At 54.7% G+C, this 22,692-nt stretch carries 19 protein-coding genes; 10 read left to right on the forward strand and 9 right to left on the reverse strand.

All coding sequences use genetic code 11. The features are described from left to right. Positions 1-377: 377 nt before the first annotated feature. Positions 378-968, reverse strand: a complete 591-nt coding sequence (gene hemJ / locus O77CONTIG1_RS16365) for a protoporphyrinogen oxidase HemJ (RefSeq protein WP_068512631.1) — start codon at positions 966-968, stop codon at positions 378-380. Between the two features lie 433 nt (positions 969-1,401). Beyond that, a complete protein-coding gene (locus tag O77CONTIG1_RS16370; RefSeq protein WP_068512634.1) occupies positions 1,402-1,626 on the reverse strand; it encodes a DUF2811 domain-containing protein in 225 nt (74 codons plus the stop codon). Positions 1,627-2,351: 725 nt separating this feature from the next. Here O77CONTIG1_RS16370 and O77CONTIG1_RS16375 point away from each other — a divergent pair. The 6 genes from O77CONTIG1_RS16375 to bchD all read left to right on the forward strand — a co-directional run bounded on the left by O77CONTIG1_RS16375 (position 2,352) and on the right by bchD (position 8,441). Next, positions 2,352-3,191, forward strand: coding sequence for a prepilin peptidase (locus O77CONTIG1_RS16375; protein WP_068512635.1), 840 nt, complete (start codon positions 2,352-2,354; stop codon positions 3,189-3,191). A 241-nt stretch (positions 3,192-3,432) separates the two neighbouring features. Further along, positions 3,433-3,657: a hypothetical protein gene (locus tag O77CONTIG1_RS24740; protein ID WP_156435370.1), complete on the forward strand. Its 225-nt coding sequence runs from the start codon at positions 3,433-3,435 to the stop codon at positions 3,655-3,657. A gap of 188 nt (positions 3,658-3,845) precedes the next feature. Further along, complete coding sequence (gene accD / locus O77CONTIG1_RS16380; RefSeq protein WP_068512638.1) at positions 3,846-4,781, forward strand: acetyl-CoA carboxylase, carboxyltransferase subunit beta; 936 nt, start codon at positions 3,846-3,848, stop codon at positions 4,779-4,781. 159 nt (positions 4,782-4,940) lie between these two features. Beyond that, positions 4,941-5,225 (forward strand): hypothetical protein, encoded by a 285-nt coding sequence (locus O77CONTIG1_RS16385; RefSeq protein ID WP_068512651.1) that lies wholly within the window; start codon positions 4,941-4,943, stop codon positions 5,223-5,225. Positions 5,226-5,335: 110 nt separating this feature from the next. Next, positions 5,336-6,283: a prolyl aminopeptidase gene (gene pip, locus O77CONTIG1_RS16390; protein ID WP_068512654.1), complete on the forward strand. Its 948-nt coding sequence runs from the start codon at positions 5,336-5,338 to the stop codon at positions 6,281-6,283. A 70-nt stretch (positions 6,284-6,353) separates the two neighbouring features. After that, positions 6,354-8,441, forward strand: a complete 2,088-nt coding sequence (bchD, locus tag O77CONTIG1_RS16395; protein ID WP_068512657.1) for a magnesium chelatase ATPase subunit D — start codon at positions 6,354-6,356, stop codon at positions 8,439-8,441. A 69-nt stretch (positions 8,442-8,510) separates the two neighbouring features. Here the strand turns inward: bchD and O77CONTIG1_RS16400 are convergent, their stop codons facing one another. The 3 genes from O77CONTIG1_RS16400 to O77CONTIG1_RS16415 form a co-directional block, all read right to left on the reverse strand. Beyond that, complete coding sequence (locus O77CONTIG1_RS16400; protein WP_068512659.1) at positions 8,511-9,467, reverse strand: RNA polymerase sigma factor, RpoD/SigA family; 957 nt, start codon at positions 9,465-9,467, stop codon at positions 8,511-8,513. A 996-nt stretch (positions 9,468-10,463) separates the two neighbouring features. Beyond that, positions 10,464-11,270: an RNA polymerase sigma factor SigF gene (locus tag O77CONTIG1_RS16405; RefSeq protein ID WP_068512661.1), complete on the reverse strand. Its 807-nt coding sequence runs from the start codon at positions 11,268-11,270 to the stop codon at positions 10,464-10,466. A gap of 1,069 nt (positions 11,271-12,339) precedes the next feature. Next, positions 12,340-13,170, reverse strand: coding sequence for a photosystem II manganese-stabilizing polypeptide (locus O77CONTIG1_RS16415; RefSeq protein WP_068512666.1), 831 nt, complete (start codon positions 13,168-13,170; stop codon positions 12,340-12,342). 384 nt (positions 13,171-13,554) lie between these two features. Between O77CONTIG1_RS16415 and O77CONTIG1_RS16420 the strand changes: the two genes are divergently transcribed. Both O77CONTIG1_RS16420 and clpP read left to right on the forward strand, forming a co-directional pair. Next, positions 13,555-13,965, forward strand: coding sequence for a hypothetical protein (locus O77CONTIG1_RS16420; RefSeq protein ID WP_225894600.1), 411 nt, complete (start codon positions 13,555-13,557; stop codon positions 13,963-13,965). Positions 13,966-14,083: 118 nt separating this feature from the next. Further along, a complete protein-coding gene (clpP, locus tag O77CONTIG1_RS16425) occupies positions 14,084-14,695 on the forward strand; it encodes an ATP-dependent Clp endopeptidase proteolytic subunit ClpP (protein ID WP_068512668.1) in 612 nt (203 codons plus the stop codon). Between the two features lie 189 nt (positions 14,696-14,884). On the opposite strand, the gene O77CONTIG1_RS16430 is transcribed toward clpP, so the two are convergent. The 3 genes from O77CONTIG1_RS16430 to O77CONTIG1_RS16440 all read right to left on the reverse strand — a co-directional run bounded on the left by O77CONTIG1_RS16430 (position 14,885) and on the right by O77CONTIG1_RS16440 (position 17,250). Next, positions 14,885-15,613 carry a lecithin retinol acyltransferase family protein gene (locus O77CONTIG1_RS16430; protein ID WP_068512670.1) on the reverse strand — a complete coding sequence of 243 codons (729 nt, stop codon included), beginning with the start codon at positions 15,611-15,613 and terminating at the stop codon, positions 14,885-14,887. Between the two features lie 124 nt (positions 15,614-15,737). After that, on the reverse strand, positions 15,738-16,496 hold the full coding sequence (locus tag O77CONTIG1_RS16435; RefSeq protein ID WP_068512673.1) for a M50 family metallopeptidase: 759 nt from the start codon (positions 16,494-16,496) through the stop codon (positions 15,738-15,740). Between the two features lie 235 nt (positions 16,497-16,731). Further along, positions 16,732-17,250, reverse strand: a complete 519-nt coding sequence (locus O77CONTIG1_RS16440) for an FHA domain-containing protein (RefSeq protein WP_084782754.1) — start codon at positions 17,248-17,250, stop codon at positions 16,732-16,734. Between the two features lie 503 nt (positions 17,251-17,753). On the opposite strand from O77CONTIG1_RS16440, the gene O77CONTIG1_RS16445 reads away from it, so the two are divergent. Further along, positions 17,754-19,808 (forward strand): hypothetical protein, encoded by a 2,055-nt coding sequence (locus O77CONTIG1_RS16445; RefSeq protein ID WP_068512675.1) that lies wholly within the window; start codon positions 17,754-17,756, stop codon positions 19,806-19,808. A 59-nt stretch (positions 19,809-19,867) separates the two neighbouring features. Here O77CONTIG1_RS16445 and O77CONTIG1_RS16450 read toward each other — a convergent pair whose 3' ends face one another. Beyond that, complete coding sequence (locus O77CONTIG1_RS16450) at positions 19,868-20,653, reverse strand: FHA domain-containing protein (RefSeq protein WP_068512677.1); 786 nt, start codon at positions 20,651-20,653, stop codon at positions 19,868-19,870. A gap of 425 nt (positions 20,654-21,078) precedes the next feature. On the opposite strand from O77CONTIG1_RS16450, the gene O77CONTIG1_RS16455 reads away from it, so the two are divergent. Beyond that, positions 21,079-22,047: a S1 RNA-binding domain-containing protein gene (locus O77CONTIG1_RS16455; protein WP_197673214.1), complete on the forward strand. Its 969-nt coding sequence runs from the start codon at positions 21,079-21,081 to the stop codon at positions 22,045-22,047. Positions 22,048-22,692: the final 645 nt, after the last annotated feature.

Genomic DNA, 22,692 nt, shown 5'->3' on the forward strand with positions numbered 1-22,692 from the left:
AATGCTGATCCAGTTGCCGAAAGCAGTTCTGAGAGAGCATTTCTGCTGCCAAGCAATACCTATATCTCAAGCTTAGGAAGCGCAGTCGGGGGATCAATGAAGGAATTAAGAAGCTCCCCGAGAGTTGACTGAAGCTGAGGTGAATTTGTTGCTGGCTTCTTTACGGTGGAGTCAAAATACCTAGTGAACGAATTTTCTCGATAGACTGGCTCGATGAATTTGCTCAACCGCTGGCAATTAGTGGCGATCGCCCCGACAGTCTGGTGCTGCTGAGCAAATACTGTTTAGCAAAAAAAAGGACTGGAAGCTCCAGTCCCTCTTAGCTTTCTAGTTTCCTGTTCCAGTTGTGGGCAACGCCCCCATCTACCGTCCTCTTGCTAGGTCGAACTGCCCACGCCAGTATCGGGCAACTCGGCACCAAGGGCGCGTTCGCGGTCGAGCCGTCGCTTGCGGGCGTAGAGTTGGATGGCAGCGGCAAAGGCAATCAGCATTGCCACCACGCCATAGGCGGCAATATCCGTCGGCAAGTTGTTCTTAAACACTGCCAGCATTACCACTAAGATAAATAGAATCGTGGGGATTTCGTTAAACCAGCGGAACTGCTGGCTAGTCATTTTGCATTCGTCGGCCGCCAGCTTTTTCATCAGCCGCTTGCAGTAGTGGTGATAGCCGATAAGCAAGACGACCAGGGCAAGTTTAGCGTGCAGCCAGGGTTCCTTGAGGACTTCGGGTTCTGTGGTGATAAGGGCGATCGCCATCACCACGGTCAACAGCATCGCCGGGGTCATAATGATGCTGTAAAGCCGCTTCTCCATAATCTGATACTGATTTTTCAGAATGCTCTGGGCAGGTTCAGGCTGCTCATACGCCTCAGCATGGTATACAAACAGGCGCGGCAGGTAGAACAGCCCTGCAAACCACGCCACAATCCCCACAATATGAAAGGCCTTAAACCAAAAATAGTTCATCTAAAATCTCTTTCCGCAGCGTCAAAGTCATGCAAGCCCGATCATATCAAGCAGTCTTGGGGTCAGGGTTGGCTGGCTTTAGATTTCTTGAAATTTTCTGCATAAAATTCTGATTACTATTTAACACAGTGCTGACCTATACGCAGTGCTGACCTGTGATGTTTACCCATGACCTACCTGTGACCTTCACTCATGACGGTTCTAGAGGTGAATGACAGATCAGCACAGTTGTCTGTGGGCAGTTGTCTGTGGAACCAGGGTGCATCTGCTCATTCAGAAAAAAGCTCCCCGCTCAAGGTTAAACTCTGGGCGGGGAACTATTGAAGGAAACGGCTAGATGCTGTCGAGTGTGGCGTGAGCGAGCTTAGCCGTTTGGGGATCTGCCACATCACCCTGTGTCGCTTAGACAGCATCCCAAGCCCGTTAAACGGCCTTAAACAGCGTGCTTAAACAGCGTGTCGAGGTAAACTCGTGCCGCCCGACGGTAGCAGTGAGCAGTCGTGGGGCTATTGCTGCTGACGTGTTGCAGCAAAAACAGCGACAGCGCAGCACAGAACACCCGGTCTTGATCCCAATCGGGATGGGTTTCTAAGTAGCTCTTAAGAGACAGGTGCAAATCTTCAGGAATTTCGGCCAGAATGCTGACAGTTGCGTTCATGTAGGAAACCTCAGTAATGAAGCTGTGGACGGTAAAACAGAAGCTCAGACGCAGGATCTAAAGTCGGTAAACCTTCTCGCTTGGCTAGAGGCAGCCAGCATGAGGTCAGACTTTAAAGCAGCACGCACCTGATGGTGGAAGTGAGGGGAGTCAGCAAGTTGCTGCTTTATCCCAGCGCTCAGACACACTAAAGCAGCGCAACCTCTCGTCAGAGGGTAGACGGCGACACGCCAGATCGAAAAAGTCGAGCGCTGGTAGACGGTCGGCCCCCTCTGCCAAGGAGCGCTTTAATTGAGTAGGTCGCATCATTTTGCGCTAGGAGGGGGTAGGGTTGTCAACCTTAAGAACTGTTACAGAGGGCTTTAGATTTAAAGAAGCTTTACGGCAGAATCAGGGTTTGAGGTCAGTTTTTGTTACACAACTTCATTAAAGCCCGATGATTCTGAGGGGGCGATCGCCCTTCGGCGAATTCCCCAGAAAATTCCTCTAGCCCCAATGCCACCGTAGAAGCCTGTGGAAAACTGCCCGATCCCCTGTGGAAAACTACGACATTGCTGTGGAAAGCTTGTGGAGACTGTGGGGAGAATCGCCCCGAAAGATAAGAATTGCAAACTGCTGGAAAGCACCCTGACTTTTGGCCATAGCTTGACATTGCAGCGCCTATAGAGACTAGGATTCAAGGGCTTTCTGTCACTTTGGTCTAAGTTTTTGTCTAATTTTGGTCTATGGAGCTAATTCTTGAAGGACTGAGGGCACTGATCGTGTTCCTCATCGGCGCATCGGTCGGCAGCTTTCTCAACGTGGTGGTGTATCGGATTCCGGCAGGGCTGTCGCTGCTGCATCCGCCGTCTCGCTGCCCCTCTTGCCTCACCCCCATCCGGCCCTACGACAACGTGCCCGTGCTGGGCTGGCTGTGGTTGGGTGGCCAGTGTCGAACGTGCAAAGCGTCGATTTCTCCCCGATATCCGCTGGTGGAACTGATTACAGGCTTGCTGTTTGTCGCCGTGGCTCAGTCCTTTGCGCTACCGCTGCCTGGGGTGGGCTACTGGGCGCTGGTGAGCTGGCTGATGGCGCTGGCGCTGATCGACCTGGATACGCTCACCCTGCCCAATGTGCTGACCCAATCGGGACTGGTGGCGGGGTTGGTCTTTCAGGCGGCGATGGGCTGGTCGCAGGGGGTCGCCACTGGGCAGGGCGGACTGATGGGCAGCGCCGCAGCGGTGATGGGCGGCGTAGTGGGCGCAGTGCTGGGCATCTGGGGGCTGGATCTGATAACGTTTGTTGGCTCTGTGGCCCTGGGGCAAACCGCAATGGGCGGCGGTGATGCAAAGCTGGCGGCGATGATGGGGGCGTGGCTGGGCTGGAAATTGCTGCTGCTGGCGGGGTTTTTGGCGTGCGTGCTGGGGGCGTTTGTGGGCGGTGGGGCGATCGCCCTTGGCCTGCTCAGCCGTCGCCAGCCCATCCCTTTCGGCCCTTTTCTGTCCCTTGGCGCGATCCTCGCCGTCTTCTTTGGAGAAAGCCTGATTCGCAGCTACTTGGGGTTCTTTTGGGGCATTGTTCAATAAATTCCCTAATTTCCTAAATTCCCCAAACAGCGCCCCAGAGGAAATGGCTGGAAGCCTTACAGCCCAACAAACTAGCAATCTAAAACTGGCAATCTAAAATCGCTAATCTAAAAGCCAGAATCAAGATCTCAGGGCAAAGCGACAGGATGCAGAACCGCTCCGGCCCCCAACCCCTAACCCCTGATCTCCCCCCGCCTCTGATAGAATCAACATCGTAGTTTGAATCACATACGCTACGGATGTGGCTTGGACAACGTTGAGAACCACCAATACTTATTTGGAAGCAGAACTCATGCAGCAAATGCTGGCGGCCCATGAGATTCCGGCGCGGGTGGTGGCGCAGGGCGTTCAGGCGCATTTCGGCGGGGGAACGCCTGCGGCGGTGCAGGTTGACCCGCGAGACTGGTGGACGGCGCTGCTCCTTCTAAGTCCCATTGATGACGCAGAGGACGTAAAACCGGAGTAGCGCAGAGGGGCGATCGCCCTCTCCTTGCACACTAGAAACGCCCCCCCCATTTATCCCTTTAGTCAGAATCTCCCGTTTTTAGAGAATCTTCCCCGATCCACGCTTTCCATTTTCTTTTGCCATAGATCTTTTCCATCGATGGCCGCCTCAGCGAAGTTTAACACCACCCTTTATCCCCTGTTTTTTTCATGTCTCTGTTTGACTGGTTTGCAAATCGACGCAAAGCTGGTGCCATCAGCCAGAATCAGCAGGAGCGAGAAATCGCTGACGGACTCTGGAGCAAGTGCCCCAACTGCGGTGTGTTGACCTATACCAAAGACTTGCGGGCAAACCTCATGGTCTGCCCAGAGTGCAAGCATCACAACCGCATCTTTAGCGACGAGCGCATTCAGCAACTCATCGACCCAGGCACCTGGACCCCGCTCGACGAACACCTGTCGCCCACCGATCCCTTGGGTTTTCGCGATCGCAAGTCCTACAGCGATCGCCTCCGCGACACCCAAGACAAAACCCGCCTGAAAGATGCAGTGGCGACGGGCGTTGGCCGACTCAACGATTTGCCCGTGGCGCTGGGCGTGATGGACTTTCGCTTTATGGGCGGCAGCATGGGGTCTGTCGTGGGCGAAAAGCTGACCCGCATGATTGAACGAGGCACGCGCGATCGCCTCCCAGTGATTATCGTCTGTGCCTCTGGCGGCGCACGGATGCAGGAGGGAATGCTCAGCCTTATGCAAATGGCGAAAATTTCCGGGGCCTTGGAGCGACACCGAGAAGCCCGCCTGCTCTACATCCCCGTGCTAACCCATCCCACAACGGGCGGCGTAACGGCTAGCTTTGCTATGCTGGGCGACCTGATCCTGGCGGAACCCCAGGCCACTATCGGCTTTGCAGGGCGGCGCGTAGTCGAGCAGACCCTCCGCGAAAAGCTCCCCGACGACTTTCAAACCTCGGAATATTTGCTCAACCACGGCTTTGTAGATACCATCGTGCCGCGCACTGAGTTGAAAAAGACCCTGGCGCAACTCATCCTGCTGCATCAGCCTACACAGCCCGCAACCCACGCGGTTCACGTCCCCGACACCGTACCCGAAACCTTGCCACTCAAAATTCCCCACGAGTTGTAGTTTCGTTGTGACTTCGATAGTAATCTCAGAGTAATTTCAGTAGTTTCAATAATTTCACACCGCATACAAGTCGTCATTGCAAGCGGTCACCATCCGGACAGGAAAAAGCTTGTATGGTGGATCTAGTTGTCTTTGCTGAGATCCTGCTGCCACGCCCCTATGCAACTCATCGCCGCAATGCAGGAGGTGTTTCGCCAGCCTCCAATTCCCTACGAACCGCAAAAGCATTCCCTCAAAGCCTGGGCAAAATATTGCCTGCAAGACCGGGGCTACAAGATCCTCTATGCCGATCGCGCAGATTTCGCCATTGAGTCTCGCACCGACGGCAAAGTATTCTTTCGCGTCACCGAAAACCCCGCCGACGTGACTCCAGACTATGGCTGGATCGTGTGCGATCGCACCTCCCAAGTCACCACCGTCATCGCCCCCCACACTCCCGAATAAGGATACAGACTAGCACCACCATCCCTCCCCCCGACCTCTTCTCTTTTCTCTCTTCGTTCTTCCCTCTTCTCTTTTCTCTCTTCGTTCTTCCCTCTCTCCTTCCCCCTCCCATGCGGGATCTCTACCCCCCCATCGAACCCTACGCCTCCGGCACCCTCCAGGTTTCCGACCTGCACACCATTTACTACGAAGAAGCGGGCAACCCCCAAGGCAAACCCGTTGTGTTTTTGCATGGTGGCCCCGGCGGTGGCATTACACCCAGCTATCGCCAGTTTTTTGACCCGGAAAAGTGGCGCGTGGTTTTGTTTGACCAGCGGGGCTGTGGTCGCAGCACGCCCCACGCCGAACTGCGCGAAAACACAACCTGGGACTTGGTGAATGACATTGAGAGAATTCGGACGCACTTGGGCATCGACCGCTGGGTCGTTTTTGGCGGCAGTTGGGGCAGCACACTCTCTCTCGCCTACAGCCAGACCCATCCCGACCGCTGCAAGGGGCTAATTTTGCGGGGCATTTTCATGCTGCGGCGCAAGGAATTGCTCTGGTTCTACCAGGAGGGATGCAGCTACATCTATCCCGATGCCTGGGAAGACTACCTGAAGCCGATTCCGCCGGAGGAGCGGCACGATTTAATCAGCGCCTACTACAGACGGCTGACCAGCGATGACCCGGCAATCCGGCTGGAGGCGGCCCGCGCCTGGTCGGTCTGGGAAGCCAGCACCAGCAAGCTCTTGCCCGATGCCAACCTGAAGGAGCGCTTTGCAGAGGCGGAGTTTGCCGATGCCTTTGCCCGGATTGAGTGCCATTATTTCGTAAACAAAGGCTTTTTTGAACCAGACGACCAGCTTCTGCGAAACGTCGATCGCATCCGCCACATTCCCGGTGTGATTGTGCAGGGGCGCTACGACGTGGTGTGTCCGGCGGTGTCTGCCTGGGAACTTCACCGCGCCTGGCCCGAAGCGGAGCTAATTCTCGTGCCAGATGCAGGCCACTCGATGAACGAACCAGGAATTCGGACGGCGCTGCTGGAGGCGAGCGATCGCTTTTCTGCCCTCTAGCCCCAACCCCCTGCCCTGCTTCCTGATATGCTGAATATGCTGGGAGCCTGAACATGCCTGGATTTTCGCCATGTCTGCCGCCACGTTGACTGACCAACCCCTCAGTTTTCCCCTAACCGCCGTCGTCGGGCAAGAGGCGATTAAGCTTGCCCTGTTGCTCTGCGCCGTTGATCCAGGGCTAGGCGGCGTGGTGATTGCGGGTCGTCGCGGCACGGCAAAATCCGTTATGGCTCGCGCTATTCATGCGCTGCTGCCCCCGATCGAAGTGATTGAAGGCTCCTGCTGCAATGCCGACCCGCTCCAGCCTGAAGCATGGGACGACGATACGCTCAAAAGATACGCTGAGATCAAAGCGGCAGCGGCCTCCGATGGAGACTTTTCTCTGCCAAGGCACGTTATCCCGGCTCCCTTTATTCAAATTCCGCTAGGCGTAACGGAAGATCGCCTGATCGGCTCGGTGGATGTGGCTCAGTCCATCAAGGCAGGAGAAACGGTGTTCCAGCCGGGGCTATTGGCGGAGGCGCACCGGGGTGTGCTGTATGTGGACGAAATTAATCTGCTGGATGACCAGATTGCGAACCTGCTGTTGACGACGCTGACAGAAGGGCGCAACCAGATCGAGCGCGAAGGCATTAGCTTTCAGCATCCCTGCACGCCGCTGCTGATCGCCACCTACAATCCTGAAGAGGGCGACCTGCGAAATCACTTGCTCGATCGAATTGCGATCGCCCTCTCGGCGGACGAAATCCTGGGTCTAGACCAGCGCGTGCAAGCAGTGGAGCGGGCCACAGACTATTCCCAGTCGCCAGAAGATTTTCTGAGGCTCTACCGCGAAGAACTGGACAATCTTAAAACCCAGATCATCCTTGCCCGCGAGTGGCTCCAGGATGTCACCATTTCTCGCGCCCAGATTGAGTATCTAGTTCAAGAAGCCCTGCGCGGCGGCGTGCAGGGGCACCGGGCAGAACTGTTTGCGGTGCGGGTAGCCAAGGCAAACGCAGCGCTAGAAGGGCGCACCGAGGTCAGCGCCGACGATCTGCGCGTGGCTGTGAAGCTGGTGATTGTGCCCCGGGCGCTGGATCTCCAGCCACCGCCCGAAGACGAGCCGCCCCCACCGCCCCCGCCGCCCCCGCCGCCCCAGGATCAGCAGCCATCTGACCAGGATCAGGACGAAGACGAGCAAGAAGACAAAGACGAGGACGACAAAGACCAGTCCCAAGATCCGCCGGAACTCCCGGAGGAGTTTATCTTTGACCCAGAGGGTGTGCTGCTCGATCCGTCGGTGCTGTATTTTGCTCAGATGGCGAATCGACGCGGCAAGTCTGGGTCGCGCAGTCTGATTTTCTCGGAAGACCGGGGACGCTATATCAAGCCAATGTTGCCCAAGGGCAAGGTGCGGCGGATTGCCGTGGATGCGACGCTGCGCTCGGCTGCGCCCTATCAAAAGGCCCGGCGATCGCGCTACGAACAGTTTTCGGGAACAAATGGGCAGACTCGCAAGCGGGTGTTTGTGGAAGAGTCGGACATTCGCGCCAAGCGGCTGGCCCGCAAGGCGGGGGCGCTGATTGTGTTTGTGGTCGATGCCTCTGGATCAATGGCGCTGAACCGGATGAACTCTGCCAAGGGTGCAGTTCTGCGGCTGCTGACGGAGGCTTACCAGAACCGTGACCAGGTGGCGCTGATTCCCTTTCGGGGCGACCAGGCAGAAGTGCTGCTGCCCCCGACTCGCTCCATCACCTCGGCGCGGCGGCGACTGGAGCGGATGCCCTGCGGGGGTGGCTCTCCCCTGGCGCATGGGCTAACGCAGGCAGTGCGCGTTGGGGTGAATGCCCGATCGTCAGGGGACATTGGTCAGGTGGTGATTGTGGCCATTACCGACGGACGGGGCAACGTGCCGCTGGCAAAGTCTCTGGGGGAACCCATCCTCAGCGAGGAAAAGCCCGATATTAAGGCGGAACTGCTGGACATTGCAACCAAAATTCGGGCGCAAAATATTCAGCTTTTGGTGATTGACACAGAGAATAAGTTTGTGTCTACGGGTTTTGCTAAGGAGCTAGCGAAACAGGCAGGGGGCAAATACTACCACCTGCCCAAGGCCACCGACCAGGCGATCGCCGCTGCAACAATGGGCGCATTGCGCGATGCCAAGAACGGCTAGAGAACCTGAAAGGGGAAGCGGCGAATCACCACCCCCCCTCAAAGTCCGAACCCCAAAGCTCAATTCGTGCTAGCTAGCCAGATACTCGCGAATATCGGCCCGTCGTTTCCGCAGTTTGGTCAAGGCTTCCCGCTCGATCTGGCGCACTCGTTCACGGCTGATGTTCAGGCGATCGCCAATTTTAGCCAGCGTGAGCGATCGCCCATCTTCCAGCCCAAACCGCAGCGACAGAACCTCACGCTGTTGCGGTGTCAGCTCCGCCATCAACTGCTCCAGCTCGGTTCGCAGCGAAGAATTGGCAGCGTAGTCCTCTGGAGATGGCCCCGTGTCTTCCAGCAATTCGCCCAGTTCTGTGTCCTGGTTGTCGCCCACCCGCAAATCTAGCGAAAGGGGCTGGCGAGCCCGTTCCAGGTATTCACGCACCTGCTTCACCGACATATCTAGCTCCGTCGCCAGTTCTGAAACGGTGGCTGCTCGGCCAAGTTGCTGGGCAAGCTGTCGCTGCGCCTTCTTAATTTTGTTTAGTTTTTCAGTGATGTGAATTGGCAGGCGAATGGTGCGACCCTTCTCGGCGATCGCCCGCGTAATTGCCTGCCGAATCCACCAGTAGGCGTAGGTGCTAAAGCGATAGCCTTTGGTCGGGTCAAACTTCTCTACGCCTCGCTGCATCCCAATTGTGCCCTCCTGAATCAGATCCAGCAGATCCACATTTCGCTTGATGTACTTCTTAGCCACAGACACCACCAGGCGCAAGTTGGCCTCGACCATGCGGCGCTTGGCATTTTCGCCCTCGGCCACCACCTGCTCTAGCTCATCGACCGACAGGCTGGCCTGGTCTGCCCATTCTTCCAGGCTGGGCGATCGCCCAAGCTGCTCCGACAGCGCCGCCTTCACGTCCTGCAACAGGCTCAGCCGCTGAACCTGCTTCCCATACAGAATTTCCTGCTCGTGCGTCAGCAGAGGAACCCGTCCAATTTCTCGAAGGTAAGTGCGAACCAGATCGGTGGAGGCTTGACTCGTTTTCATGACAAGACACGTGAGGAGTTGGAAAAACACAAAACAGGGCAGCTACCGGACAACTACCCAACCGAGAGAAGTCAAAAACGTCAAAGACCAGAGCGCTGAGGGCTGGATACAACTCTATTCAATTGCTATTCAGTTGCTATTTGATTGCGAACCCTTAGCTACCACTCAATGGCTAAGCTTTGGCTGCTACCCTTTGGCAACAGATGCCGCCTCCCGACCAGAGCGATCGCCTCTCAGAAAAGCACCTCAGACCCAGCATCGAACCCGAAACCTAATCGCAGACTCATCAGGTGAATAACTTTTGGAAGACACGCCTGGGAAACAATCACACGAAGCATCTAATACGCTCCGATACTCACCACCCAGAAACCTTTCGCCCAATCTGAATATTAAAAAATGTAACACTTATGAGAGATGCTGTCACGCCCCTAGATCAGCGAATTGGGAGCATATCCAGAAACATTAGACCCAACATTACCGAGATTTTCCCGATATGAATGCATCCTGTACAACAAAACCAGTGTGATCAGAGTCAGCATCGGTCACCTCCGCAAGTAGCTCGTTCGTAATGTTTTTTTAAAAATTCAGCCCAAGTCCTAATCGCTGACAGAATGCGAACTGTAGAAATGCGAACTTAGAAATGCGAACTGTAGAAAGCTGGCTCAGACAACTGGATATGCAACGCACACAGCAATCTATCGACTCTGGGTATCATGCTATGCACCTGCGTCAGCCTCTCCCGCCTGCATAAGCCAATCATTCGGGCAACGCTTCCGACTGAGATACCTCAATCTACAAGACTTGCGTTGATTACTGCCTGTGCCTAAGGGGCCGGTTTAAACGCTTTCTGCTCTACAGAAAGCAAGAAGTTGGCTGAAGATGTGACTGAAAAATGCAAAAACCCGACACTGCCTAATTCTGAGAAGCAGTATCGGGATCTGGCGAAGCCATGAACTTGAAAGGTAAGCTGAGCAATTCAGCAAGAAACGCTGAACCCTAAGCAGAGCGTCCAATCTCTCGCGATGCACTAGCTGCCTCCGCGCCCAGCATAGACTCTTTCAGGAGTTTCAGTCCTTTCTTAACGCGGCGGGATACAGTAACCGCGCTAATGCCCAAGCGCTCGGCTGTCTCCTTTTGCGTCAGGTCATAGAGGAAAACGGCTTCTAGAACCTCGCGGGTTCGCTTTTCAAGCTGATACAGGGCTTGTTGAAGCCGGATCTGGTCTTCCTGAGCAAGCTGGAAACTGCGGTATTGCGAATCGGGCAACATTTCACCCAGCGTTGCGCCTTCCTCTTCTTCACGCATGGGCGCGTCGAGGCTGAGGGGCAGCCGATTGCGGTAGGCGAGTTTGATTTCTTGCCACTCGTTGAGCGAAACTTGCAGTGCAGAGGCAAGTTCAGCATCGGTTGGCGGCCGATGAAGCTCTGCCTGGAGGGTGCGAGTGATGGTTGCAGCTTGGTGCTGAAGCGCCTGCCAGCGGCGAGGAATCCTGACTGAAGACCCCTTATCACGCAGATAGTGCTGAATTTCGCCACGAATGTAGGGAATGGCGAAGGAGCTAAAGGCATGGCCTTTGCTCATGTCAAACCGCTCAATGGCGCGGATGAGTCCCAAGCTTCCTACCTGGAGGAGGTCATCATAGCTTTCGGTGCATTGATTGACCCAGTGATGCGCTTCTTTGCGAACCAGACCAAAATTGAGTTGCACCAATTGATTTCGGATTTCGGCGGTTGGAGAGGTTTGATAATCTCGCAGGAGTTGTAAACTTTCGGTCTTAAGTTCTGCAGAAATGGGTGTAGACATGACGAGATTCAGGTAGATGGGGTTAGCCGAGAGACCGTAACCTAGATGCATCCCTACGAAAGGCACAAGGGTATCAAACTGAGAAGTTGAAACTCAAGTTACCTGGCTTACTTGACTCAATGGCTGACTTAAATTCGGCAGGTTAGCAGAGGCTTAAACAGCCGCTTGCAGGTTGTGAACCCAGGCTAGTGAGCGCAGAAACGCTCCTGCTTGTTAACTGGAGCCTATCTGCTGCTTAGAGCCTGGTTACTACTTGCAAACATTTGGAGCAGCGAATTTAGAGCAGTGAGCTAACGTATGAAGCCAGAGGTTTCAACCGTCCTAAATTTCTAACAACGAACTCTAATCACTAAAGCCCCAGTAACGTTGCTTGAGTAACGTTGCTTGATAGTAATAAAAATGCCGCTTGACGAGGCCCCAAAAAATTTCTGAATTCAAGGTATTTGGTTTAGGGCAACGCCTACAACTGCATTTTTACGGAACCTGAAAGAAGCGTCGAAAAACCTGAATCGCCTCATTAGATGAAGATCGGGAGAGATCCTCTAAAAGTTTGAGATGGCTTGATGAATGAATTAGGAGGAAAGAATCAGACGCGAGTCTGTGGAATTCACTGACGAGTAGTTTACATTTTAAGATGAAAGCTTGCAATATTATGGAGCAATATCATGAGAAAGCGTTAAGCGCGATCGCCCCTCGGCGGAGCAGTGAACTGGACATCACCTTTAAGACAAAGAGGGCGATCGCCCTTCAAAAACAGCGTTTAACTGACCCAATACGGAGCCTACAGTTGGTTCTCAGTGAACTTTTTAACCCCTAACTTTGAGGATTACATGGTGTGAAAACTGTGATTCTCTCTAGATCCAGACTTTACAAAAGCGTGATTCCAAACTGCACTCTTTAAAGTTTTAGTAAAGTTTAGCTTTATGGAAACCTCATAAATTTAGCCCAAAAACTTAGCCCAAACATGAAAAGACCCGCCAGCGCCTTGCCAGCAGGTCTTTTCGTTTCAAAATCTAGAGAGGCTAACGGATCAAAATCTGTAGCCAGTTATTCTTAAGGATTTTGAGGACTACGCAGCGGGTTCAATCCGAGCGTAGAACAGCCCTTGAATTTGGACATCAAGAGGCTCCTTACCGCCCATATCAGTATCCGAAGGCTGCTCACTCAGGAAAGTTCCAGCGATTTCACCCGTTGCAGCGTTGATCTTGGCGATCTGAAAGGAGATATTGCCACGACCCGTCTTAAACGCTTTCTTGTTTTCGCGCTGAAGCTCGTCACTGTCGGCCTGGGCAGGCAGCGCAACCGCATTATCATAGCCCGCCGTCAGACCGCGACCTTTGGGATCAAGGAAGTTAGACGTGCGGTAGGAGGGCACCTTAAACTCGCCCTCGAAGTCCGTGGAGGCAGAGATGCTATCCAAGCCAGGCTGAGTTGTAGCAACCAAGTCCTTGATGGTGAACAGGAAAGGAACTTCCTCTCCACCAGGCAGCAGCACGGTGATGGGCTGGAAATCAAAGCCTTCTTCTTCGATGAAGGTAAGGCTACGATCGGGATTGACCTTCAGCGTGCCTCGCACCTGGTCGAGGCTAGAGGTATAGCGGGTCAGCGGTCTGCCAGTCACAAATTCTGCCTCTTGGCGTTTGTTTGCTGGCTCTGTCTTCACAGCGTAGTTGGTCGGTTCAAGGCAAAGATCGACGATTTTGTAAGTCTCATTGGGGTCGATCGGAATGGCACCCCGCTTGATGGTGTCAAGGGTGGGGCATTTGTTAGCTAGACCAGTGCCTCGGATTTGCTCATAGGTGAGCGGGCCGCTGGCGGCGGTAGGGGTGCCACTGCTACAGGCAGTGAGAAACCCCATACAGAGCGCAATCAGCGCGACAATTAGAGCGCGATACCTCATGGTCAACCTCGATATCTCAATCTTGATATGGCTTGGTGGTGGATGAATTCTAGTGGATGAATTCGTAGGTCTGTTGGGTCAAATGCTTGATCGAACAAGATTAGTCGAGCAAATCTAACAGATTGTGTCTGATACTCTAATGTTGAATTTTACAAGACCTTGTGCGTTTGTTTGTGGAACAGACCGACTTCATGAGACTTCAGGGCGAGACTTGAGAGTAAACCCTAGCTTTAGCGCAAATGATCAGGGACGTGAATTGTGTAGAAATGTATAGAAAATTGCACGGAACAAGTGTTTCATCGGTGTTGCATAGTTCTTTAGCAGTTGTTTCTCAGCAGTTGTTTCTCAGCAGTTGTTTCTCAGTTATGTGGAGCGTGGAGCGGCATGAGTGAGCAGGATAATGGAGGCGATCGCCCATCTCATCCAGATCTGGCAAATTTGGAGCAAGCGCTCCAGCCTCAGGAGACCCTTCAGCGCCATCTAGAGGCGATCGCCCAACAGGTGCAGGAAATCGCCAAAGCGTCTGAAGGCGATGGCGTTGCGCTGTTGCGGCTATTGCGCCTGCTAGAAAAGCTGCATCAAGAAATCCGCGACACGATGTTTCAAGAAACGCTGCCCAAAAATCGCCATTCGCTTTATGCCCTACTGCGCGATATGGAGGCGGAAGGTGGCTGGCCCTATATCAGTCGCATGAAGCTGCGATCGCTCTTGCGACACCTGCTAGATGAGCCGCCCACCGAATCACCCAACCCGCTGAACCCGATCGCCGACCCAGAAGACTTTCCGCGCCGATAGAGCAAGATCGGCAGGGGCAGGATTTTCTGGGTCTGAGCGGCCAGCTTTAAACCCTCAGCAACGACTTTCAAAACACGGCTTAAAATGAGTAGAAAGGTTCTACTTGGGAAAAGGCTCCATGATTCCTACCGTTATTGAACAATCGGGTCGCGGCGAACGCGCCTTTGACATCTATTCGCGTCTGCTGCGGGAGCGCATCATTTTTCTAGGCCAGCCTGTCGATTCTGATGTTGCCAACCTGATCGTGGCGCAAATGCTGTTTCTAGAAGCCGAAGATCCCGAAAAGGACATCTACCTCTACATCAACTCTCCGGGCGGCTCTGTCACCGCTGGCATGGGCATTTTTGACACGATGAACCATGTGCGCCCGGATGTTTGCACGATTTGCGTCGGGCTAGCCGCTAGCATGGGCGCATTTCTCCTGAGCGCGGGCGCTAAGGGCAAGCGGATGAGCCTGCCCCACTCGCGGATTATGATTCACCAACCCCTCGGCGGTGCCCAGGGTCAGGCGACGGACATCGAGATTCAGGCAAAAGAAATCCTCTACCACAAGCAAAATCTCAACCGCTGGCTGGCAAAGCACACCGGGCAGCCCCTAGAGCGGATCGAGCGCGACACCGAGCGCGACTTTTTCATGTCTGCCCAAGAAGCGATGGACTACGGCTTGATTGATCAGGTGATCGATAAGCATTCGGTCGGCAGTCGCCCAACAGTGGTCAGCGCTAACTAGAGCTTTTGGGGGGCTTTTGGGGGGCTTTTTGGGAGCTTTGTTGGGTTTTGCGGAGGCTTTCGGCAGTCCCCCCAGAAGATCGGCGATTTTGGATTGTAGAGTTTGGATTTTGGGCGCTGCCAAAAGCTTTCATCCAAAATCGTCAATCTAACTAAGATCCAAAGTCCAAAATCGGCGCAAAACTCAGGTTCAGCCCCAATCCTGATGCTCTGGCGAAGTAGAGAGCGCAATTCGCTGATGTAGGGCTGCCGCGTTGCGCTCTAGGTCGATTGCAAGGGTGTCGAGTTGGTCTAGCTGAGTTTGATAGTCGGTGAGTTCGCGTTTGGCGGCAACTTTTCGCTCTAGGGCGGCGCGGGCAGCGGGTTCTTTGCCCTGCTTGAGAGCCAGTTCTGCGACCCGATGCCAGGTGTCCATATCTTTCTGGGCTACCTGCATTTGTCGCTGGATCTGGTCGCGGGCGATCGCCATATTCCGTCGCGCCTGGTCAAATTGTTGCAACGCCATCGCAGGATCACTCGCCAGCACTGCATCTTCCATCATGCGGCGAGAACTGCGGGGGTTGAGCATGGCGGCATCGAGTCCAAAGGTTGCAAGCTGTTCGCTGACGCTGCGGCCCGTTTTGCACCAGGTCGCAAAGTGTTCGCAATTATTTTCGAGCAAGCTGTACCGCTGTTCGCCCAGGCGACTCTCGGCTCGCTCAATCACGATGTCTGGTAAGTAGCAAACGCTGTACTGCTTGACGAATACCCGGTTGCCCCAGGAAAATGCCGAAAACTCTGTTTGGCGAATCGTCGGCGGCTCGGTGGCTTTGCTGTAGTGGATAACGGTGCCATCGCCGCAGTCAATGCCGTGGTGTTGATATACACCGTCCATACCAGCAAGCGGTCGCATGACGTAGATTTGGTCGCCTCGTGCCATGTTGGGAGTTAGGGATTAGGGGTCAGGGGTCAGGGGTTAGGGGTTAAGGGTTAACAAGAGAAGGCTAGCTTTAAAGACCTGATCCCTGACACCCGATCCCTAGTCCCCGACTCCTGACCCCTCATCAACGGTAGGCAGCCTGGAGACTTTTGACCAGCAGCAGCAGCGAGGCGATCGCCATTAGCCCGCCCCAAAACCAGTAGGGCAACAGCAGGTTTTGAGCGATTTGCCCAGAGTCCGACAGGAGGACTTGCCCGCCGATATTGGCTTGGCGGGTGAACAGATAATCCATCTGGTGGTAGGTGCTGACGCACGCCTGCACACCCAGAAATTGGATCGCGAAGACCTGGAGCCAGGGATAGCTGGAGAGGGCGATCGCCAACACTGCCGCCCCCAGCAGCGGCACGGCCACCAGCCCAAAGAGCGATCGCACCCAGATGAGCGCCGACCCAATCAGCATTGCCCCCAGAAACAGCAGCGCATAGCGGGCCATCTGCCGACTGCGCGATGCCAGAATAAACAGCGCTCCGGCGATTGGCGGCCCCATCGGCCCGGCCGCCGCCACCAGCGCCCGACCAATCGGCCCCAAAAATAACCCGCCGCTGTGAACCGCAAAACCAGAGCCATTGGGAAACATCTGCAACTGGCGGAAATTGCCGCCCAGTAGCATGGCCATTAGCCCATGACCCATTTCGTGAAACCAGGTCGCCAAAATGCTGAAGGGATACAGGATGTAATTGCCGATGGGCAACTGCCAGAGCAGACTGGTGGCGATCGCCGCTGCAACCAGCCACGTCAGCCCTACCCGGTCAGCCTTGGACTTGGAGGCATCCCACAGTTGCGGGTCATCAAACGGATTGTCTTTGTTCCAGCGATTCGTCATGGCAGGGCTTGAAGGAGGAGTCTTGCAGAACCATGACTCAACTCTAGCGCTTGCCCCCTTGGATTGCCTGCTGCGCGACTCCAGGCATCATTCCAGGTATAACTCTGGGGTACTGGGTGTAGCCCGCTCAAAAACTCGCCAGTTCAGCCAGTGGCTCAGTCAGCAGTTCGCAACACCCGAAATCCCGGGAGAGATAGGGACGTACTAGAAGGCAACTAGAGGCAACGCCTCCCACTCAAGTCGGCGGATCGGGCAACTGCAAATGGGGCGGTACTGGAATTACCCCGCCAGGAGCAGGGGGGCGATGAATTTTAGTCGCTGCATCGGGAGAGTCCGGATCGCCGTCCTGCCGACCTCGGGTGATTTCGGTTGGGGCTTGGGGCAAATCAGAGGCAGGTTGCCCAACCGTGCGATCGCTCACCAGCCCCGTCGTGGGCGGATCATCACTGTTCTCACTACCCAAGCGAATCTTGATATTGGGCCCAGAGCGAGCCAGCCGAATCACTGCACCATCCGTCAGTGGAACTTGCGTAATTCGCTTGCCGTCCAGGTAGGTGCCGTTTGTGCCCAAGTTGACAATTTCCCAATTTGCGCCAACCCGACGCAGCTCTACATGATGGCGAGACACGACAGCGCTGTAGAGAATCACGTTATTATCGGTCGCTCGCCCAATGCGAATCACCGACTCATTTTCAAACTTCCAAACCTGGGCTGGAATCTGCTTGACCGGATGCAGAAGGGATAAGGTAATCACACTCGTGACGCAAAACCTACAGCGAAAGAACAGAGTGGCCAACTTTCAGGAAGAGATGCACGGTGGCAGGGTGACTAAATTGGGTGACTAATATTCTATGACTGAACCTTATGGATGAATCTTATGGCTGAATCTGGGTCTTAAAGATTATGACTGATCAAGTATTGTGACTGATCCGATGGGCTGCTGGGTGTGGGGCCAAACAACTGCTGGCATCTATCATCCACTCATCCTAAATCCTATGCTGCAATCCTATGCTGCTTTTTAGAACAGAGCCAAACTTTATAGCCAATAGCCAAGTCTGGGCAAACTGGCCCTCTTGCATGAGCAAATTCGGACAAGACAGCCTCAATCTAGAATAGGCTGGGAACCCTAGAATCTGCCAGGGTTTTGATTTTCTAAGCAAAACCGCCAGGTTATTTGAGGTAACTTCGGTCTGTCTCAGATTTTCTAGACTGGTTCTTCTGGTTCTTGTTGACAAGTTGACAAGGAGGGGACTGCTAATGATGCCCAACTTACCGGTAAAGCGCATGGTGCTATACAAGCACGGGGTCGGGTTCTTTGAGCGATTGGGATCTTTGGGCAGTGAGTCCTCCGTCACGTTGACGTTCAAAAAAGAGGAAATGAACGATATCCTCAAAAGCTTGGCGGCTTTTCCCCAAGGCGACGGGCAGGTGGTGAACGTGTCCTACGAAACGCCAGAGGAGAAGCAGAAAGCGCTGAGCAAAGCGCCGCTGGTCTTGAGCGATCGCCAGGCCTGGCTCGATTTAGTGCGATCGCTCCGAGGCTGCCAAGTGCGGCTTCACATTACTGGCGGCGAAACCGACGGGGCACAGGAGCGGATCATCAGCGCGTCTGGCTCCGAGTTTGTGGTCAGCGGCTGCATGGTGGGGCTAAACCAAATTGCCCAAAAGCCAGAGCAAACCCTGGTCGCCATCATGACTACAGGCAGCGAAGCCGACAGCACGCCCAGTCTGCGGACGTTTTTGCTGTCTCAGGTTCGGGGTCTGGATATTTTGGACGCTCGCAGCGGCGATGATCTGCGCTACGTGCTGGACTTGAGCCAATCTCGTGAGGAACAGCGCAGCGTCACCATTTTTCTCGATCGCCCCAATCAAGACCTGCTGGTTAGCTATGTTGCTCCCAGCCCTACCTGGCGCGTCAGCTATCGCCTCGTCTATACGCCCAATGCACCTGCCGAGGGTAGTGATGTTGCCGATCATAGCGACAGTGGGCAGTTATTCATCCAGGGCTGGGGCATTGTGGACAACCAGCTCGATGAAGATCTGGAAGATGTCTCCCTGACGCTGATCGCCGGACAGCCCATCAGCTTTATCTACGACCTCTACACGCCCCCGCTTGTCGATCGCCCCACTGTTGAGGACGAAGCGCGAACGGTGGCGGGCCCCGTCAGCTTTGCAGGGGCTCCCCGATACAGTTCCCCGGAATCTTTGAACGATACTACAGCTTACGGCTTTTTCGATTCTGATTTCGACCTGGATGAGGAGCCAACTGCCCCAGGAATTGGCGGCAGCCAGTTTAAGTCCGCCCGTCGCAACTTAGCCCAGGCAACTCAGGTTCAGGCGACGGGCGTAGCGCGGGGCGAGTTGTTTCAGTATGACGTGGGCATTCCGGTCACGATCAAGCGGGGTCAGAGCGCAATGGTGCCGATTTTGGGCGCAACGCTGGCCAGCCGCAAACAGCACTGGTTCAACGCTGAAAAATTGCCAGACCATCCAGTGGTGACCATCGTTGCAACCAACACGACTGGGCTGACTTTGGAGCGCGGCCCGGCAACGGTACTGGAGGCAGAGAACTACGTGGGGGAGGCGGTGCTGAACTTTACGCCTGCGGAGGGCGACTTTTTTGTGCCCTATGCTGTGGATTTGGGCGTGCAGATTTCGCGGGAAGACGAGTCACGTCTGGAAACGGCGGCGATCGCCCTTGGAAAAGGCGACTACCTCGTTCATGACCAGTGGGAAACCCGCCAGACCGTCTACCATATCGACAACCGCAACACCTATCCCGTTGTTTTGGTGATTGAGCAGCGCATTCTCAGTGGCTACGAGCTATTTGACACAGCGGAGCCGATGGAGCAGACGGCTGAGTTTCAGCGCTGGAAGCTGGCGATCGCCCCTCGGCAGCAGAGCGAATTTTGCGTGCAGCAGCGCCGGAAAATTTCTCGCCACGAACAAATCCTCAACCTCAATTACCAGACCCTCCAGGCATACCTGCACGACAAATTTATCAACGCCAGCCTGTTTCAGGAGTTGCGCGGCATTTTAGACCTGCATCAGCAGATCGCCCAAATGCAGCAGGAAATCCAGAAGCTTGCCAAAAAGCGCGATCGCCTCTCTGAAGAGCAGGAGAGCATTGCCAAGAAGTTGCAGCCCCTGAAAAACAGCGGCAGCGAAAATGACCTGCGCGAGAAGCTGGCAGCCAAAATGAGCCACCTAGAAGACGAGCGCGATCGCCTCCAAGACACCATCACCGCCCAGGAGCAAACGCAGGATAGCCTGAAGCAGCAACTTCAGCAATTGCTCCAGGAGTTGCATTAGCCTTGCCTTCGATTCAGCGTCAGGTCTAGCGCTGAACCCTGAGCAAAGTCATTGCCCGCTTAGGAAAGCTGGAACAGAAACGTCACGCGATCGCCCTTGCCCAGCGAGATGCGATCGCCCGGACGTAAGCGATGGCGATTGCCCATCGGCAGCGGCATATTGTTCACATAGGTTCCGTTAGAACTGCCTACATCTTCCAGGTAATAGGCATCGCCCTCCACCCGGATATCGGCATGAACCCGCGACACAATTTCCGAACTAGGAAAACCAGACACATCAATATCCGGCGGAATCCGGTCGTTGGGTTTGCCAATATGAATCACAGGCAGCGATTGGGGCAGTTCCACCACCTGATTGGTCTGCACATGCAGCAAACTGGCCCGCTGTGTCTGGAGTTGGGTCGGCCCCAAGGAAGCAGTCGGACTAGCTACTGGCAGCACTGCGACGGGCGGCGTGACAGGCGATGGCGGCGCAACGGGCGGCGTGACAGGTGGTGGCGGCGGTGGCGGAAGTTCAGAAATGGGCGAAACGCCCGAAGTTGCAGACGAATCCGGTGTTGCTGCAATCGGCGGCGTAATTGGCAATGGATCGGGTGGAACCAAGGGTTCTACCGCTGGCAAATCGGGAATTGCAAAGTCAGGCGCGACCGTTGGCGTGGATACCTCTGGCCCCGCTGCCACAGCCGCCCGCAGGTTAAACCCACACTGTCCACAAAAGCTAGCATCGGACTGAACCGCAGCCCCGCAATTGGGACAACTCATCATCGTGGGCAGCGGCGTGTAGCAGGCTTCACACTGCACCGCCCCGTCGGGATTTTGATGGTTGCAATTCGGACAAACAATCATAAATAGACCGCTCCCCTTACCGTGGGTCTTAGCTCCAGTGAATGAACAGGGCATCTGCGCGAGGCAGGCTGGGCAAGTCTGAGCCGGGAGAGGCTTAAGCTGGCACGGTTCGGCCTGCAATTTCAGCCTACAATCAGCCTACAATCAGCCTACAAATAGCTTGCCCCATTAATGACTCTACAAGCGCACTGGTGCATTTCCCGCCTATTTCTGGAAATGTTCTGCCTCGGTAGCAGCCCAGACCCGTCGCCCAGCCGTTTCACCCCTGGCTAACGATGCTGATTAACCAAAGAATCGCTTATATTAAAAAAGCTCAATTGAAGCCAATTGCCTACTTCAAAATCCGCCAGACCTGAGCCAATCTACGCTCAGGGCAGCCCAAGAGCGGCGGGTTCTCTAGATACCTGCTTGAGGAGGTCAGTCGTTTGTCGTTTTCCAGTGATGACTTTGCCAAAGCCCTAGAACAGCACGACTATGCGTTTCAGAAGGGACAAATCGTGCGGGGCAAGGCCTACAGCTATGAATCGGACGGAGCTTATGTCGATATTGGCGGCAAGTCCGCTGCGTTTTTGCCGCTAGAGGAAGCGTCTTTGCGGCGCATCAGCAATGTGTCGGAAGTGCTGCCGCTGCAAGAGGAGCGAGAGTTTCTCATCGTGCGAGAGCAGGATGCCGATGGCCAGGTGACGCTATCGCTGCGCCAGCTCGAACTGCGCCAGATCTGGACACAGTTTGCCGAAATGCAGGAAGAAAACAAGACGATCCAGGTGCGGGTGAACGGGTTTAACAAAGGCGGCGTGACGGTCGATGCGATGGGGCTGCGGGGCTTTATTCCGCGATCGCACCTGAGCGAGCGAGAGAACCTGGAGTCTCTGATTGGCAAGTCGATGACGGTGGCCTTTATCGAGGTGAACTCGACCACCAAAAAGCTGGTGCTGTCGCAGCGACTTGCTGCTCAAGCCGCTAGCTTTAGCCAGATTGTGGAGGGTCAACTGATTAGCGGTAAGGTGTCGGGTATCAAGCCTTTTGGCGTGTTTGTGGATTTTGACGGCGCGACGGGGCTGCTCCACATTAATCAGATCAGCAAGAACTACATCTCGTCCCTTGGCGACCTGTTTCAGCTAGGGCAGCCTATCCGGGCGCTGGTGAACGAGGTGGATGAAGTCAAGCGGCGCATTTCGCTGTCTACCAAGCCGCTAGAAAACTATCCGGGTGAAATGCTGGAAAACATGGCGGCGGTGATGGCCGAGGCCGAGGCTCGTGCCCAAAAGCTTCAGCAATCAGCCGCCAGCGCGATCGCCCCTGAACAGGCAGATAGCAGCGTCGAACCGACTGACGAAGCGGTGGAGGAGCCGGTCGCATCGCACGACTCACCCCCAGACGAAGCGGCTGAATAACCTGGGTCGGCGTTTTGATGGTGAGCCGTCCCTATGCCTGCAACGCAAATCACAATTCAAGATTGCAACCCACGCTGACAATCCACAATCACAATTCACGCTCACAATCCACAATCACGATCGAACACAATCAAAGCGGAACGGGGCCAGCAGGCGCTTTTGATCTTTGCGCTTGCTGGCCCTGTTGCCGTTCTGTTGTTGTGACCAGTCAGTGAACCTGAATTCAGTGTGGCTCAAACTTAGGTATAAGTCATCACATTACTCGGTTCTTTTACGGAAACTATGTTTTTGCCCCTGAGCGATCGCATATTCCACAAGATCCTCAAAAACCGCGCTTGCCTATTTTCCATAAATCAACGGATTCGCTGACTGAGAAATGCTTTCAACCCAATTTGTGGGGGATCGGTTTGCGTAGAACCCTGGAGGCTGCTGCAAGGAGCGGGCGATCGCCCCTCAGCGAAAAGTGCGTGCTTTCAACCGGTCGGGGATTGGGCTGGTATAAAAAAGACTGAAAAGATGCGATTTTTGGGGAAACCTCGCGGGTCAATTTCCTGGCTGAGGCATCGTCTGCGACTGAGCTACCCATACGAACGATAAATATTCTTTAAAGCACCCGCCCAACCGATTGACTCCTCTCTTCTTGCT

It is taken from the genome of Leptolyngbya sp. O-77 (assembly GCF_001548395.1).
In the GTDB taxonomy this organism is placed as follows: Bacteria; Cyanobacteriota; Cyanobacteriia; order Elainellales; family Elainellaceae; genus Thermoleptolyngbya.